A 13,929-nucleotide genomic window follows, 5' to 3' on the forward strand; every position below is an offset into this window, starting at 1 on the left:
TTTTCAGCGGGCCGCAAGGCATGGGCCCCGGCCAATTCTTTGCGAAGTTAGTGTAAATTTACGGCATGTTGCGACGCGGCCTTTTCGGGGATAGATGGACCTATGTGCTTTTGTTTGTGCTGATGACTGCCGGGTTTTGGTGGCTCGAGCAGCAGGGGACGGAAGATCCCTATCCCTCCCCGGCCGGAGCGGAACGCACCGATTTTCCCCGGGAATACCTCCCCGGCTTTTCCGGAGGGGAACTGGTTTCCCATGACCATTACCTGCTTTCGTATTCAGAGCCCTACGAACAGGCCGCCTGGGTGGCCTATACGCTGAAGCGGGAACACCTGACGACCGACGACAGGGAACGCCCTTTTTTTGTGGAGGACCCTAAGGTGGCTACCCGTTCTGCCCACTGGCGAAACTATAAGGCCTCGGGGTACGACCGGGGCCACCTTTGCCCGGCCGGGGACCGGAGGTTTTCGGAGGCCGCCTATAACCAAACCTTTTATACCAGTAACATAAGCCCTCAGCACCCGGAATTCAATGCCGGGGTTTGGAATGAACTGGAAAAGCAGGTACGTCGCTGGGCCCGGGAATACGGGCAGGTGCACGTGGTAACCGGCGGGGTGCTGGAACCCGGGCTCCCGCGCATTGGCGAAGAGGGGGTGGCGGTTCCCCGTTATTTTTACAAGGTGGTCTTCAGGGGCGGGGGGAGCCGGGTCAGGGCCCTGGGATTCCTCATCCCAAACGAGCCCTCCGGGGCGGCTCCTGAATCTTTCCTGGCACCCCTGGACCGCTTGGAATCCCTTACGGGGATCGACTTCTTTGCCCCCCTTCCCGAACCTGTACAGGAAGCCCTTGAGAGCCGGGTGGAAGCCCGCCACTGGAAGTTTTAATCCCATTCCTTCAGGCGGTTGGCGTCCAACCTGAGTAAAATAAACAGCAGCAGGGTAAAGCCGATAAGCCCGGAGCCACCATAGCTGAAAAAGGGCAGGGGGATGCCGATGGTGGGCAACATCCCGATCACCATCCCGATATTGATGAAGTAGTGTACCATCAGGATGGAGACCACGCCATACCCGTACATGCGGCTGAAGGGGTTTTTCTGGCGTTCGGCCAGGTGCACCAGGCGCAGCAGCAATATGGTGAACAGCAGCACCACGGTGCTGGTCCCCACGAACCCCCATTCTTCGCCTACCGTGGTAAAGATGTAGTCGGTGTGTTGTTCGGGAACAAAATCCCCTTTGGTACGCGTTCCTTCCAGGAATCCTTTCCCGAGGGTACCCCCCGATTCAATGGCCTTTTCGGACTGGTAGGTATTGTAGCCGATGGTTTTGCGGATTTCCTCCAGTTTTTCCGGGTCTTTTTCCAGGCGTAGCCAGAGGCTGAACCGGTCGCGATGGCGTTGTTCAAAAACATTCTCAAAGACAAAATTCACCGATAGGGAAAAGGCCATGGCCAGCACATAGAGGCCGGCCACCGGGAGGAAGGGGATTTTGGCAGTGGGCTTTTTCAGCAGGAAGACCATGATCAGGGCCAGTCCCAGGCCAATCCCTACCCAGGCCGACCCGAACATAAGGGTGGTTATAAAGATGAGCACGGCGACCAGGGCTACCCCCAGGTACCATAGCGGAAGCCCTTCGCGGAAAAGCACGAACACAAGGGCAAAGAATACCAAGGCACTTCCCGGGTCGGGCTGGGGGATGATCAGCAGGGCCGGGAGGATAATGATCAGCAGGGCATACAGCTGGTCTTTCCGCCTCTTGATATCGGTTTGGATGTCGCTGAGGTATTTGGCCAGCGCCAGGGCGGTAGCCGTCTTGGCAAGTTCTGAGGGCTGCAGGTTGAAAAAGCCGAGGTCGTACCAGGAGGTGGCCCCGGCGATGGTTTTGCCAAAAGGGAACAGGCCTATGAGCAGCAACAGGGTCAGCAGGTACAACAAACTGGAGAAGCGCTCGTAGAAACTCGCCTCCAGGCCCAGGACCAGCACAATGGAGGCCAGGCTGATCGCGATAAAAACCAGTTGTTTCCCGTATTCCTGGCTAAGGTCGAATATGGAGGAATTCCCTTCGTCGTAGGTACTGGAGTAAATATTCATCCACCCCATCCCGACCAGGAGCAAAAAAATCAGGACGGTTATCCAGTCCATCCTGTGAAGCACGCTCCTACCAGACATATTCGTTGATCTTGAAATCTTCCCCGCTGTAGGGCTTGGCGTATTCGTGCTCCAGGGTTTTTTCCAGCATGCGTTTTTCCAGGTCCTTGCGGCTGATGGTTCCCTTCAGGTATTTCTCGATCAGCAGGGAGGCGATATGCCCGGCATACCGCGCCCCGTAATACCCATTTTCGATATAAACGGCCAGGGCGATTTGCGGGTTGTCCACCGGGGCAAACGCCACAAACACAGAATGGTCGGTGAGCTGTTTCCTGACCCCGTCTATGATGGTAAAGTTTTCCACCGTCCCGGTCTTCCCGGCGATCTTAACCCCTGGGACCTGCAGCCACCTGGCCGTACCTTTCTCATAAACATCGGCCATGCCCTGGACCACAGGCGCAAAGTGTTCCGGGTCTATGGTGGTGTATTTTCGTTCCGTGTATTGGGGGTCGTCAATGGTTTCCTCCCCGATTTTTTTGATCAGGTGGGGGGTGTAGTAGAATCCACGGTTGGCGATGGCGGCCGTCATATTGGCCAGTTGAATGGGCGTGGCGGCTACTTCCCCCTGTCCGATGGCGTTGGAAATAATATAGGTAGAGGACCAGCGTCCATCGCCATAGACCCTGTCGTAGTAGTCCTTGCCGGGGATGCGTCCCGGGCGCCCGGTCGGCAGGTCATATCCCAGGTAATTCCCGAGGCCGAAACTTTTCATATGGCCCTCCCATACGTCCATGGCCTTATCAGAGGTTTCGAACTTGTCGTAGAACCTTCGGAAAGCCCCTGCAAAATAGGCATTGCACGATTTGTAAATGCCGGTATTCATGGTGCGCGTACCTCCCCCGCAGTGGCACCCCCGTTTCCGGTTGCCAACATAAAACCCGTTATAGCAGGTAAAGGGCGTTTCAGGGCTGATAACCCCTTCCTGCAGGGCGGCAAGTGCCTGCAGGGTTTTGAAAGGTGACCCGGGGGAAGGTTCAGCCAAAATGGAACGGTCCCATGTGGGCCTGGACAGGGAGTCGTTGTGGAGGGTGCTGTAATTTTTAGAGCGCTCCCGCCCAACGAGCAGGGAGGGCTCATAGGTAGGGCCGGAAATCATCGTCAGAATTTCTCCGCTCCCCGGTTCAATGGCCACGATCCCGCCCCTTTTCCCCCGCATCAGCAGCTCCCCGTACTCCTGTAATTCCTTGTCGAGGGTGATGTGCAATTCGGTACCCCTTATGGAGGGGAGGTCCTTCACGCCGTCTTTGTAGGGCCCGATGTCGCGGTTAAACCGGTCTTTCTGGATGTATTTGACCCCTTTTTGCCCGCGCAGTACTTCTTCGTATTGTTTTTCGATGCCGGTACGGCCGGTGAGCTCGCCCAGTTCGTAATAGGGGTTGGACTTCAGGTCCCACTCGTTGACCTCACTGATATACCCGAGCACGTTGGCTCCGGCATTGGTCTTGTAATCCCTCAGGGACCTTTTCTCGATATAAAACCCCTTGTATTTCCTCATTTTTTCCTGCAGGCCGGCATAATCTTCCTTGGACAGCTGGGGGACCAGCACCGAGGGAAGGCGGGGGGAATAGATTCGGGCCTTTTGCATCTGCCCGATGAATCGCTCCCTGCTGATCCCCAAAAGGGTACAGAATTCCGTGGTGTCGAGGGGTTGTACTTCCCTGGGGATGACCATGACGTCATAGGCGGGCTGGTTGGCCACCAGCAGTTTCCCGCTCCGGTCATAGATGTAGCCGCGTTCCGGGTAGTCATAAACTACCTTTACGGCGGGGTCTTCCAGCAAATGATCCTCTGAAAACCGGAAAAGTTGCAGGTACGACAACCGGCCCAGGAAAGAAATCCCGACGAGGATGATGATCGATGACAGAACCAGTTTTTTCATTTCCGTTGCTGGTGGGGGAGATTGGCGAGGCCCCTGCTCCCGGTTTCCAGAGGGCTATTCTTTGCTCCTGGCGAAGAGGGCCGCCAGCAATGTGGCAAAGATAAAGGTGCTTACCCCCGTAAACACCACGCGCTTCAAAATTAACAGCAAATTAGACAAACTAAAAATCTCCAGGCTAAAGAAGGCCAGGTGGTGGATCACTATCAATAACGCAAGAAAACTGGATTGTTGTACCCTTGTGGAATTGGAAATCCTGAAATTCTGGAATTCCAGGTTCACCCCGAACACAAAACGCATCAGCGCAATCCTGAAGAAGGCCGTGGTCAGGGAAGCTGCCGTGTGCAGGGCCATGGTATCGGAAAAAAGGTCCACAAAGAATCCAAGGAGAAACGCCGTCCCGATAAGCACCGACCGGTTCTCCTGAACGGGATACCAGTAAAAGAAAAGCACATAGACCATGGGGTTGATGCTCCCAAGGATATTGAGGTGGTTGAAAACCAGTGCCTGCACCAGGAGCAGGCTGATAAATCTAACGATGCCAGTGAGGAGGGAATTACCGGTCATTGCGCGTCTGGTTTTCCAGTTCAAGGATCTCGGGCCGCTTCCGGTTCAGGATCAGGTACACCTGGCCCAGGCTGGTCATGTCGTTGAAGAGGCGGACATCGATTTGGTAAAAACTGTCGGATTCACTCAGGGTGAAATTTTCAATGGTCCCTATGGGGATATTCTCGGGGAAAATGCTGGACATGGCCCCGGTGACGATGGTGTCTCCCACCTTGAGGGGGACCAGCCTGGGGATGTCTTCGAGTTGCACCAGCCGGTAATCTTCCTGGTTCCAGGTCAGGGAACCGAAATAGTCGGTATTTCGAATTTTGGCATTGATATTCGACTTGGCATTCAGCACGCTTTGCACGGAGGCAAAACCCTGGCTGCTCCGTTCCACAATCCCCAGGATCCCCTGGGGCGTAATGACTCCCATATCCTGGACCACCCCATCGCGCCTTCCCTTGTCGATAGTGAGGTAGTTGTTCGCTTCTCCATAGCTGTTTTTGATTACCCTTGCCGTGAGCACGCTGTAGGTCAGCTGGCTGGTATCCAGTGCTATGGAATCCTCCCGGGCAACGTTGTACAGCCGGGTGTGCAACCGCCTGTTTTCCTCCATGAGCCGTTCGTTCTCTTCCCTCAGCCAAAAGTACTTGCGCACCGATTCGGAAGTCTTGTAGACCCGGCCGGTAAGCCAGTTGGCGGAATTGAAATACCGGGTTTGGTGGTAGTCGTTGTTCTGGATGGTCAGGAAAAGGGAAAGGAGCAGGAGCAGCGCGTAGAGCAGGGTATTTTTATTCCTTAAAATAAAATTGATGATCCGTTGCATGCAGGTGCCCTAGGTCTGTTCCTGGGGAAGCGCCCCGGGAGGGCTTCCCTCCGGGGTTATTTTATCAGGATGCTCTTGTAGCGCTCCAGGTTTTTGAGTGCAATACCGGTGCCCCGCACCACTGCCCTTAGGGGGTCTTCCGCAATATACACCGGCAGGTCGGTTTTCTGGGAAAGCCTCCGGTCCAGGCCGCGCAGCATGGAACCGCCCCCGGCCATGTAGATACCGGTGTTATAGATATCGGCTGCGAGTTCCGGGGGGGTCTGCGACAGGGTTTCCATCACGGCGTCTTCCACCCTCAGGATCGATTTGTCCAGGGCTTTGGCGATTTCCCGGTAGGTGATGGATACCTGTTTGGGCTTTCCGGTCAGCAGGTCGCGCCCCTGGACCAGCATTTCGTCAGGGGGCGATTGCAGGTCCTCGGTGGCGGAGCCGATTTGTATCTTGATGTTTTCTGCGGTGCTTTCCCCAACATAAAGGTTGTGCTGGGTGCGCATGTAGTAGATGATGTCGTTGGTGAAGACGTCCCCGGCAATCTTTACGGATTTGTCGCACACGATCCCCCCCAAAGCGATCACTGCGATTTCGGTGGTACCACCCCCGATATCGACGATCATGTTCCCTTTGGGCTGCATGATGTCCAAACCAATCCCTATGGCTGCCGCCATGGGCTCATGGATCAGGTATACCTCCTTGCCGTTTACCCGTTCCGCAGATTCCTTAACCGCCCGCATTTCCACCTCGGTGATTCCCGATGGGATGCAGATGACCATCCTCAGTGCCGGCGGAAACCATTTCTTCTTGAGTGCCGGGATGTTTTTGATGAACATGTTGATCATCTTTTCCGAGGCGTCGAAATCGGCGATGACCCCGTCCTTGAGCGGGCGAATGGTCTTGATGTTTTCGTGGGTCTTGCCCTGCATCATATTGGCCTCCCGCCCCACGGCAATAATCTTGCCGCTGATCCGGTCCCTGGCCACGATGGAGGGGCTGTCTACCACTACTTTGTCGTCGTGGATGATAAGGGTATTCGCAGTACCCAGGTCGATGGCTATTTCTTCGGTCAGGAAATCAAAAAATCCCATTCGCTTTGAATTAAGTTCCCGACAAACGGGCTTGTAGTACCGACAAAAGTACTAAAATTAATGCTTGAAATGACGGGTACCTGTCATAACCATAGCCATCCCGTTTTGGTCGCAATAGTCGATGCTCAGCTCGTCCTTGATAGACCCCCCGGGCTGGATGACGGCGGAAATTCCCTGGATGCCGGCAATCTCCACGCAGTCGGGAAAGGGGAAGAAGGCGTCGCTGGCCATCACGGCCCCTTGCAGGTCAAACCCGAAGGATTTCGCCTTGTGGATGGCCTGGTTCAGGGCATCCACCCTTGAGGTCTGGCCGGTGCCGCTGGCCAGCAGTTGCCCGTCCCTGGCCAGCACAATGGTATTCGATTTGGTGTGCTTGCAGATTTTGGAGGCGAACAGGAGGTCCCGGAGTTCCCTATCCCCGGGTTTTTTTTCGGTTGCGTAGCTGAGGTCTTCCAGGCTATCGGTTTTGGCATCCCTGTCCTGGTACAGGTAACCGTTAAGGCAGGTCCTGACCTGCGTTTCCGGCAGGTTCCAGTGTTTTTGGACCAGGAGGATGCGGTTCTTTTTTCCTTTCAACAGGGCCAGGGCTTCCGGATCGAAGGCCGGGGCAATGACCACTTCACAGAACAACCCGTGGACGGCTTCGGCCGTTTCCAGGTCCAGGGCCCGGTTGCTGATCAGGATCCCCCCAAAGGCGGAAACCGGGTCTGCGGCCAGGGCAGCCGCATAGGCTGCCGACAGGGTGGGCCGGGTGGCGATGCCGCAGGCATTGTTGTGCTTCAGGATGGCAAAGGTGGGGTCGTCCTCCCGGAATTCAGCCATTAGGGACACTGCTGCATCGATATCCAGGAGGTTGTTGTAAGAGAGTTCCTTCCCGTGGAGCTGGTCGAACAGGCCGTCGAAGTCGCCGAAGAATTTCCCTTCCTGGTGGGGGTTTTCCCCATATCGCAAGGGGCGTCCTTCCCTTTCGCTCACTTTCAGGGCGTGGATCCCGGCCCTGCGGTTGAAATACGAAAAAATAGCAGCGTCGTAATGGGACGACACATTGAAGGCCCGGGCGGCGAATTGCCGGCGTTCCTCCAGCGTGGTGCTTCCCCCGCCCTGCCCGAGGAGTTCCAGCAGGGGCCCGTAGTCTTCCATGGAAGAAACGCACAACACGTCCCTGTAGTTTTTTGCGGCTGCCCGGATGAGGGAAATCCCGCCAATGTCTATTTTCTCGATGATATCGGCCTCGCCAGCCCCTTCGGCTACGGTTTTTTCAAAGGGGTAGAGGTCCACGATTACGATATCCAGGGGGGCGATACCGTACTGTTCCAGCTGGCCGAGGTCCTCTGGCAGGTCCCTCCGACCCAGGATGCCTCCAAAGACCTTCGGGTGCAGGGTTTTAACCCGCCCCCCGAGGATGGAGGGGTACCCGGTGAGGTCTTCGACCGGGGTAACCGGCAGGCCGAGGTCCCGGATGAAGGATTCGGTCCCTCCGGTGGAATACAGGGCGATCCCCAGGGCGTGTAATTTTCGTACAATGGGTTCCAGGCCGTCCTTGTGGAAAACGGAAATAAGGGCGGAGGCCGCTTTTTTGGAATGGCTCATGGCGAAGGCGTTCTAATTAGGGTTTCAGCCCCGCAAAAGTACTTTATTTGAAAGGAATATCCCCGGTGGGGTTATCAACAAAACCCGGGAAGTTTTAAAGAATTCGGGCTACTTCCCCTGCAATTGTTTCCAGGAATTCCACGTCCGCTTCCGAGAACGGGTCCGTGGTATGGGAGTCGATGTCGATCTGCCCGATGTTCTCGCCCCCCACAAAGATGGGTACCACGATCTCTGCCTTCACATTCAGGCTGCAGGCGAGGTAATTGTCCTGGGCCGAGACGTCCGGCACCACGAAATTCTGGTTGCTCAGGGCCACCTGGCCGCAGATGCCCTTTCCAAACGGGATGATGGTATGGTCGGTGGGGTCCCCGGCATAAGGCCCCAGTTTTAGTTCTTCCCGCTTCCCGTTCCGGAAATAGAACCCCACCCAATTGTAATGGGGTACTGAAGCCCGGAGCAGGCCGCAGAGGTCCTGCAGCCGGTCATCCACCGGCCTGGAGCGGTCTGCCAGCACCCGGGATGCCTGTTCTTTGAGGTGGTCAAACATGGGACAATCGATTTAGGGCCCGAAAAGTACAAAAGAATCGCGATCCGGGCGAAATAAAAAATCCGGCAGGGGTGCTGCCGGATTTCTGGGTTTAACGGGTATCTGGATTACATCATGCCCGGCATGCCGCCGCCTCCCATGGGCGGGCCGGCGGGGTTGTCTTCCTTGATTTCGGTAAGGGCACATTCCGTGGTCAGGATCATCCCGGCAACGGAAGCCGCATTTTCAAGGGCGATTCGGGTGACCTTTTTCGGGTCGATGATCCCGGCCTTCATCATTTCCACGTATTTCTCCGATTTCGCATCGTATCCGAAGTCTCCCTTGCCCTCATGGACTTTGGCGACAACCACGGAGCCTTCGCCCCCGGCGTTTTCCACGATGGTGCGAAGGGGCGATTCGATGGCGCGTGCCACGATCTGCAGCCCGGTTTCTTCATCGGCGTTTTCTACGCTAACCTTCGACAGGACGGCCTGGGCGCGTACCAGGGCGACCCCGCCCCCGGCCACGATGCCTTCTTCCACAGCCGCGCGGGTGGCATGCAGCGCATCGTCCACGCGGTCTTTTTTCTCCTTCATTTCCACTTCGGAAGCCGCGCCCACGTACAGGACGGCTACCCCTCCGGCCAGTTTGGCCAGGCGCTCCTGGAGTTTTTCGCGATCGTAATCGGAAGTGGTGGTTTCGATCTGGGCTTTGATCTGGTTCACACGGGCCTTGATGTCTTTGGCTGCACCGGCACCGTTTACAAGGGTGGTGTTATCCTTGTCGATGGTCACTTTCTCACAGGTACCCAGCATATCCACGGTGGCGTTTTCCAGGGTGAAGCCGCGTTCCTCGGAAATCACGGTTCCCCCGGTGAGGATAGCGATGTCTTCCAGCATGGCCTTCCTGCGGTCTCCGAACCCGGGGGCTTTAACCGCTGCGATTTTCAGGCTGCCGCGAAGCTTGTTCACCACGAGGGTGGCCAGGGCTTCCCCATCGACGTCCTCAGAGACGATAAGCAGGGGTTTCCCTGACTGAGCTACCGGCTCCAGTACCGGAAGCAGGTCTTTCATGGTGGAGATTTTCTTGTCGAAAAGCAGGATAAACGGGTTATCGAGCTCAGCGATCATTTTTTCGGAATTGGTCACGAAATAGGGGGAAACGTATCCGCGGTCGAACTGCATCCCTTCCACTACGTCCACATAGGTATCGGTGCCTTTGGCTTCCTCCACGGTAATGACGCCTTCCTTGCCCACTTTTTTGAATGCTTCGGCGATCAGCTCTCCGATAGTTTCATCGTTGTTGGCAGAGATGGAAGCCACCTGCTTGATCTTTTCGGAAGAATCCCCAACCTTTTTGGCTTGTTTGGCGAGGTTTTCCACAATGGCTTCCACGGCCTTGTCGATCCCGCGCTTCAGGTCCATGGGGTTGGCCCCGGCAGCGACGTTTTTAAGCCCCTCCTTTACAATGGCCTGCGCCAGTACGGTAGCCGTAGTGGTCCCGTCACCTGCCAGGTCGTTGGTTTTTGAAGCAACTTCCTTGACCATCTGGGCGCCCATGTTTTCCAGGGCATCGGCCAGTTCAATTTCCTTGGCCACGGTTACCCCATCCTTGGTGACTACGGGAGCGCCGAAGGACTTGCTCACGATCACGTTCCGGCCCTTGGGCCCCAGGGTTACCTTAACGGCATTGGCAAGCGCATCCACGCCGCGCTTGAGGCCGTCTCTCGCTTCAATATCAAAAGTGATGTTTTTTGCCATAATCGTTTAAAAATTTTGTGGTTTGGGGGCAGCGTTTCCACTGCCTGAAATCGGTTTATACAATTGCTAAAATGTCACTTTCCCGCATCATGAGGTAGTCGGCCCCATCCAGTTTGAGTTCGGTGCCGGAGTACTTTCCGTACAAAACGGTATCGCCGACTTTCACCGTCATTTTTTCGTCCTTGGTGCCTGGCCCTACAGCCACGACTTTTCCTTTTTGCGGTTTTTCCTTGGCCGTGTCGGGGATAATGATTCCGGATGCCGTCTTGGTTTCGGCTGCCATGGGTTCCACCAGGACCCGGTCTGCCAATGGTTTAATGTTCAGTTTAGCCATATCGATTGATTTTTTGTTGATTTTAAACGTTGCCCTTGATCGGGCACAAATTGTGCCAGCCCATAAAACCTGACACATTGTAAAACAAAAATGCCAGCTTGTCACTCAAGCTGGCATTTTGTGATTTTTTCCGGGACCTATTGCAGGGTGTCAAGGACACCACCGCCCTCCTGAACAGGGGTTTCTTCAGGAATTTCCTCGGGGAGTGTTTCCGGCACCGACTCCAGGCCCTGTTGCAGCAGTTTGGATTCCGCCTCCTGGTAATTTGATTTCAACGCCACGTTGGAGAGCAGGATCAGTACAATGAGGATGGTCGCCAGGGTCCAGGTCGATTTATCGAGGAAGTCCCCGGTTTTTTTGACCCCGCCAATCACCTGGTTCCCGCCGCCCCCGAATGAGGACGAAAGCCCGCCCCCTTTTGGGTTTTGCACCATCACCACCAGCATCAGCAGCAAGCACACCACAATGATCAGGATCAAAAAGATTGAGAAAGTACCCATGTTTCTTTACTAAGGTTTTTGGTCGCGCAGTTTTTCCACCGCTTTAATTTGGTCTGCAAAGAAACTACTTTTTTCCGGATATTTCAAAATCAAAATCCGGTAGGCCTGTATGGCTTTCTTGTATTTGCCCTGCTCCAGGTATACCCGCGCAAGGGTCTCTGTCATCAGTTCTTTTTTGTCGAGCTTCAGGGACTCCCTGATGTCGACGTCGGAAGGCGTCCGCTCCCCGGGGGTGATCTTTGGGTTTCGGGCGATAAAACGATCGATCAGTTCGAATTTCTTTTGCCGTTCACCCGTATCGACAGCATCCGCGGTGCCTTCGGATGCTTCCCCGGCAGGGTTCTGCCGTCCGGCAGGGGTTTTCAGGCTGGCCAGTTGCAACCATTCTGAAAACGAGTGTTTTTCGTCCCGGGTAAAGGGCAGGGGGCTTCCCATTTTAAGGGAATCCCTGGCTTCCTGCCGGGCTGCTTCCACGGATTTGTCCACTTCCGGGTCGCGGGAGCGGAAGAGTTTCGGGTCCAGGATTTTTTCGGCTTCCCTGGCCGACCGGGGCAGGGGGCTGTCTTCTTCATCCCCGACCATCCCCGGGTGGGTTTCCGGGTTGGGCTCCACTTCTTCCCAAATGAGGTCCTGTTCCTTCAGGGGCGCTTTGCCGGAAATGGAGTCGGCAATCCGGTTCTGGGGGAATTCTTCCGAAGTAATCAGGTCGAACAGGACTTCCCGGTCGGCGCAGCCGGCGGCGGTGACCTTCAGGGCATCGTTGTACTTATAGCTGTTCAGGTGTTTGAGGCCCAGCAGGTGCAGGGCCCTTGCCGGCTGGAAATACGGATAGGCGCGAAGGAGTTCCTCCAGTTGGTGGATTTGTGCCGGGGTCCGTACCTGGTCGGGATGCTGCAACAGATTTGTGAATTCCGAGACCTTCATGGGGCTACCAGTCTGCCAGTGAGCGGTTAAAGATTTCCTGCGTGATCCGGTCGAAGATTTCCAGGTGCGCCTCGTCCCGTACCGATGCGAGCTGCGATGTGGCCGGGTAGTCATAGAAGAAGGAGAACCGCTGCTCGAAGTTGACATCCTCCTTGGTATTGTTATAGAATCGCACGTTTACGCCTATGGTGAGGCGGTTCTGGGCGGCCCGCTGCTCCGCCGTGGCCGTCATGGGGGAGATGCGGTATTCCACGATTTCCCCCTCGTAGACCAGGTCCCCCCCGGAACTGACCAGGTCGAGGCTGGTTTGGTTCAAAATCACATCCTGCAGCGCGAGGGTAAAGTCGCGGTCGAGGGCCGGGTCAAAAACCGACCCCGGGCTCTGGGTGGCGTAGTTCTGGAAGTAGTTCACCTGGAAGGTCTGGGCCGAGCCCACGTCGCCCCCCGTGAAATTATAGACCCCGCAGCTGTGCAGTAGCCCCGCCAGCAGCAGGCCCAGCCAAAGGGTCGGTTTTCCTGTGAGTTTTTCCATCGCCATAGGGCTAAAGGTCGTATTGTTTGATCTTCCGGTACAGGGTGCGTTCCGAAATCCCGAGTTCCGAGGCCGCTGCCTTGCGTTTGCCCCGGTTGCGTTCAAGGGCTTTTTTGATCAGTTCGATCTCCTTGTCCTGTAAAGATAGGGTTTCTTCTTCCTGGATTTCCTCGGCGAAATGGTATTTGTCTTCCGCCGGGCCGGGCGAGGGGTGCTTCGCGTACTCCTGTTCGGCCCTCAGGGCGGGGAGCACGGCAATGGCAGCTTCTTCCTCCTCCACCACCTCGTCGGCATCGCCATAGATTTTGCGGATGAGCTGCTTGTTTTCATCCTGTACCTTCTGGGCATTGTCGTGCTTGAGCAATTCCAGGGTGAGTTTTTTAAGGTCGTTCAGGTCTGCCTTCATGTCGAAAAGCACCTTGTAGAGGATCTCCCGTTCATTGCTGAAATCCCCTTCGCGCCGTTGTTGGGCCACCACGGCAGGCAGGTTGGCCGCTCCTGCGTCTGCCGGCAGGTACGACCGCAGGACCCGGGCCGTGATGTTCCGGTCCTTTTCCAGGACTGAGATCTGCTCGGCCACATTGCGAAGCTGCCGGATGTTCCCGGGCCAGCGGTAGTGTTGCAACAGGGCCATGGCCTCCTCATCGAGGCGGATGGTCGGCATCTTGTATTTCCGCCCGAAGTCGGAGGCGAATTTGCGGAACAACAGGTTGATGTCTTCCTCCCGTTCCCGGAGGGCCGGTAAATGGATTTCCACGGTGCTCAGGCGGTAGTAGAGGTCTTCCCGGAATTTTTCCTTCCGGATGGCTTCGAGCATATTGATGTTGGTCGCGGCCACGATGCGCACATCGGTTTTCTGCACCTGGGAAGACCCCACCTTTAGGAATTCCCCGTTTTCAAGGACGCGCAACAGCCGCACCTGGGTGGTAAGGGGGAGTTCGCCCACCTCGTCCAGAAAGATGGTGCCCCCGTCGGCCTCCTCGAAATACCCGCTTCGGGTCTGTGTGGCTCCTGTAAACGAACCTTTTTCATGCCCGAAAAGTTCGCTGTCGATGGTGCCCTCGGGGATGGCCCCGCAGTTCACGGCGATATACTTATTGTGCTTGCGGTGCGAAAGGGAATGGATGATCTTGGGGATGGATTCCTTCCCAACCCCGCTTTCCCCGGTCACCAGCACGGAGATGTCGGTGGCAGCCACCTGTATGGCCTTTTCCAGGGCCCGGTTTAGTTTCACATCGTTCCCGATGATCTCAAAGCGCTGCTTGATGGATTGCAGGTTTTCCATGG

Annotated in this window: 14 protein-coding genes; 1 reads left to right on the forward strand and 13 read right to left on the reverse strand. The window is 55.9% G+C overall.

Going from position 1 to position 13,929, the window contains the following annotated elements; translation table 11 throughout:
- Window positions 1-65: 65 nt before the first annotated feature.
- The gene (locus tag NG653_RS12670; RefSeq protein WP_252742084.1) at window positions 66-881 is read left to right on the forward strand and encodes a DNA/RNA non-specific endonuclease; all 816 of its coding nucleotides are present in this window, start codon (window positions 66-68) and stop codon (window positions 879-881) included.
- Here NG653_RS12670 and rodA read toward each other — a convergent pair.
- The 13 genes from rodA to NG653_RS12735 all read right to left on the reverse strand — a co-directional run bounded on the left by rodA (window position 878) and on the right by NG653_RS12735 (window position 13,927).
- Window positions 878-2,161: a rod shape-determining protein RodA gene (gene rodA, locus NG653_RS12675; RefSeq protein WP_252742085.1), complete on the reverse strand. Its 1,284-nt coding sequence runs from the start codon at window positions 2,159-2,161 to the stop codon at window positions 878-880. The two genes, NG653_RS12670 and rodA, sit on opposite strands and share 4 nt — an antisense overlap.
- On the reverse strand, window positions 2,151-4,019 hold the full coding sequence (locus NG653_RS12680) for a peptidoglycan D,D-transpeptidase FtsI family protein (protein ID WP_252742086.1): 1,869 nt from the start codon (window positions 4,017-4,019) through the stop codon (window positions 2,151-2,153). The genes rodA and NG653_RS12680 overlap by 11 nt, the downstream gene beginning before the upstream one ends.
- Before the next feature lie 54 nt (window positions 4,020-4,073).
- Window positions 4,074-4,583 carry a rod shape-determining protein MreD gene (locus NG653_RS12685; protein WP_252742087.1) on the reverse strand — a complete coding sequence of 170 codons (510 nt, stop codon included), beginning with the start codon at window positions 4,581-4,583 and terminating at the stop codon, window positions 4,074-4,076.
- Window positions 4,573-5,391, reverse strand: coding sequence for a rod shape-determining protein MreC (gene mreC / locus NG653_RS12690; protein ID WP_252742088.1), 819 nt, complete (start codon window positions 5,389-5,391; stop codon window positions 4,573-4,575). The genes NG653_RS12685 and mreC overlap by 11 nt, the downstream gene beginning before the upstream one ends.
- 56 nt (window positions 5,392-5,447) lie before the next feature.
- Window positions 5,448-6,476 (reverse strand): rod shape-determining protein, encoded by a 1,029-nt coding sequence (locus NG653_RS12695; protein ID WP_252742089.1) that lies wholly within the window; start codon window positions 6,474-6,476, stop codon window positions 5,448-5,450.
- Window positions 6,477-6,533: 57 nt separating this feature from the next.
- The gene (gene purH / locus NG653_RS12700; protein WP_252742090.1) at window positions 6,534-8,066 is read right to left on the reverse strand and encodes a bifunctional phosphoribosylaminoimidazolecarboxamide formyltransferase/IMP cyclohydrolase; all 1,533 of its coding nucleotides are present in this window, start codon (window positions 8,064-8,066) and stop codon (window positions 6,534-6,536) included.
- 94 nt (window positions 8,067-8,160) lie between these two features.
- Window positions 8,161-8,613 (reverse strand): XrtF-associated fRMsr-like GAF protein, encoded by a 453-nt coding sequence (locus NG653_RS12705; protein WP_252742091.1) that lies wholly within the window; start codon window positions 8,611-8,613, stop codon window positions 8,161-8,163.
- Window positions 8,614-8,720: 107 nt separating this feature from the next.
- The gene (gene groL / locus NG653_RS12710) at window positions 8,721-10,352 is read right to left on the reverse strand and encodes a chaperonin GroEL (RefSeq protein ID WP_252742092.1); all 1,632 of its coding nucleotides are present in this window, start codon (window positions 10,350-10,352) and stop codon (window positions 8,721-8,723) included.
- Between the two features lie 55 nt (window positions 10,353-10,407).
- Window positions 10,408-10,686 carry a co-chaperone GroES gene (locus tag NG653_RS12715; protein ID WP_252742093.1) on the reverse strand — a complete coding sequence of 93 codons (279 nt, stop codon included), beginning with the start codon at window positions 10,684-10,686 and terminating at the stop codon, window positions 10,408-10,410.
- 137 nt (window positions 10,687-10,823) lie between these two features.
- Window positions 10,824-11,186 carry a preprotein translocase subunit SecG gene (gene secG / locus NG653_RS12720; RefSeq protein ID WP_252742094.1) on the reverse strand — a complete coding sequence of 121 codons (363 nt, stop codon included), beginning with the start codon at window positions 11,184-11,186 and terminating at the stop codon, window positions 10,824-10,826.
- A 9-nt stretch (window positions 11,187-11,195) separates the two neighbouring features.
- Window positions 11,196-12,110 carry a tetratricopeptide repeat protein gene (locus NG653_RS12725; RefSeq protein ID WP_252742095.1) on the reverse strand — a complete coding sequence of 305 codons (915 nt, stop codon included), beginning with the start codon at window positions 12,108-12,110 and terminating at the stop codon, window positions 11,196-11,198.
- Between the two features lie 4 nt (window positions 12,111-12,114).
- Window positions 12,115-12,642: an LptE family protein gene (locus tag NG653_RS12730; protein WP_252742096.1), complete on the reverse strand. Its 528-nt coding sequence runs from the start codon at window positions 12,640-12,642 to the stop codon at window positions 12,115-12,117.
- 10 nt (window positions 12,643-12,652) lie between these two features.
- Entirely contained in the window at window positions 12,653-13,927 is a 1,275-nt protein-coding gene (locus NG653_RS12735) for a sigma-54 interaction domain-containing protein (protein ID WP_252742097.1), read from the reverse strand.
- Window positions 13,928-13,929: the final 2 nt, after the last annotated feature.

This window comes from Robiginitalea marina (assembly GCF_024006985.1).
In the GTDB taxonomy this organism is placed as follows: Bacteria; Bacteroidota; Bacteroidia; order Flavobacteriales; family Flavobacteriaceae; genus Robiginitalea; species Robiginitalea marina.

Excerpts from the sequence above, each read along its gene's own strand:
- NG653_RS12705 (WP_252742091.1), bottom strand. The coding sequence starts at position 8,613 with ATGTTTGACCACCTCAAAGAACAGGCATCCCGGGTGCTGGCAGACCGC.
- NG653_RS12715 (WP_252742093.1), bottom strand. The coding sequence starts at position 10,686 with ATGGCTAAACTGAACATTAAACCATTGGCAGACCGGGTCCTGGTGGAA.
- purH (WP_252742090.1), bottom strand. The coding sequence starts at position 8,066 with ATGAGCCATTCCAAAAAAGCGGCCTCCGCCCTTATTTCCGTTTTCCAC.
- mreC (WP_252742088.1), bottom strand. The coding sequence starts at position 5,391 with ATGCAACGGATCATCAATTTTATTTTAAGGAATAAAAATACCCTGCTC.
- NG653_RS12735 (WP_252742097.1), bottom strand. The coding sequence starts at position 13,927 with ATGGAAAACCTGCAATCCATCAAGCAGCGCTTTGAGATCATCGGGAAC.
- NG653_RS12695 (WP_252742089.1), bottom strand. The coding sequence starts at position 6,476 with ATGGGATTTTTTGATTTCCTGACCGAAGAAATAGCCATCGACCTGGGT.
- NG653_RS12685 (WP_252742087.1), bottom strand. The coding sequence starts at position 4,583 with ATGACCGGTAATTCCCTCCTCACTGGCATCGTTAGATTTATCAGCCTG.
- NG653_RS12725 (WP_252742095.1), bottom strand. The coding sequence starts at position 12,110 with ATGAAGGTCTCGGAATTCACAAATCTGTTGCAGCATCCCGACCAGGTA.
- NG653_RS12730 (WP_252742096.1), bottom strand. The coding sequence starts at position 12,642 with ATGGAAAAACTCACAGGAAAACCGACCCTTTGGCTGGGCCTGCTGCTG.
- secG (WP_252742094.1), bottom strand. The coding sequence starts at position 11,186 with ATGGGTACTTTCTCAATCTTTTTGATCCTGATCATTGTGGTGTGCTTG.
- NG653_RS12680 (WP_252742086.1), bottom strand. The coding sequence starts at position 4,019 with ATGAAAAAACTGGTTCTGTCATCGATCATCATCCTCGTCGGGATTTCT.
- rodA (WP_252742085.1), bottom strand. The coding sequence starts at position 2,161 with ATGTCTGGTAGGAGCGTGCTTCACAGGATGGACTGGATAACCGTCCTG.
- groL (WP_252742092.1), bottom strand. The coding sequence starts at position 10,352 with ATGGCAAAAAACATCACTTTTGATATTGAAGCGAGAGACGGCCTCAAG.
- NG653_RS12670 (WP_252742084.1), top strand. The coding sequence starts at position 66 with ATGTTGCGACGCGGCCTTTTCGGGGATAGATGGACCTATGTGCTTTTG.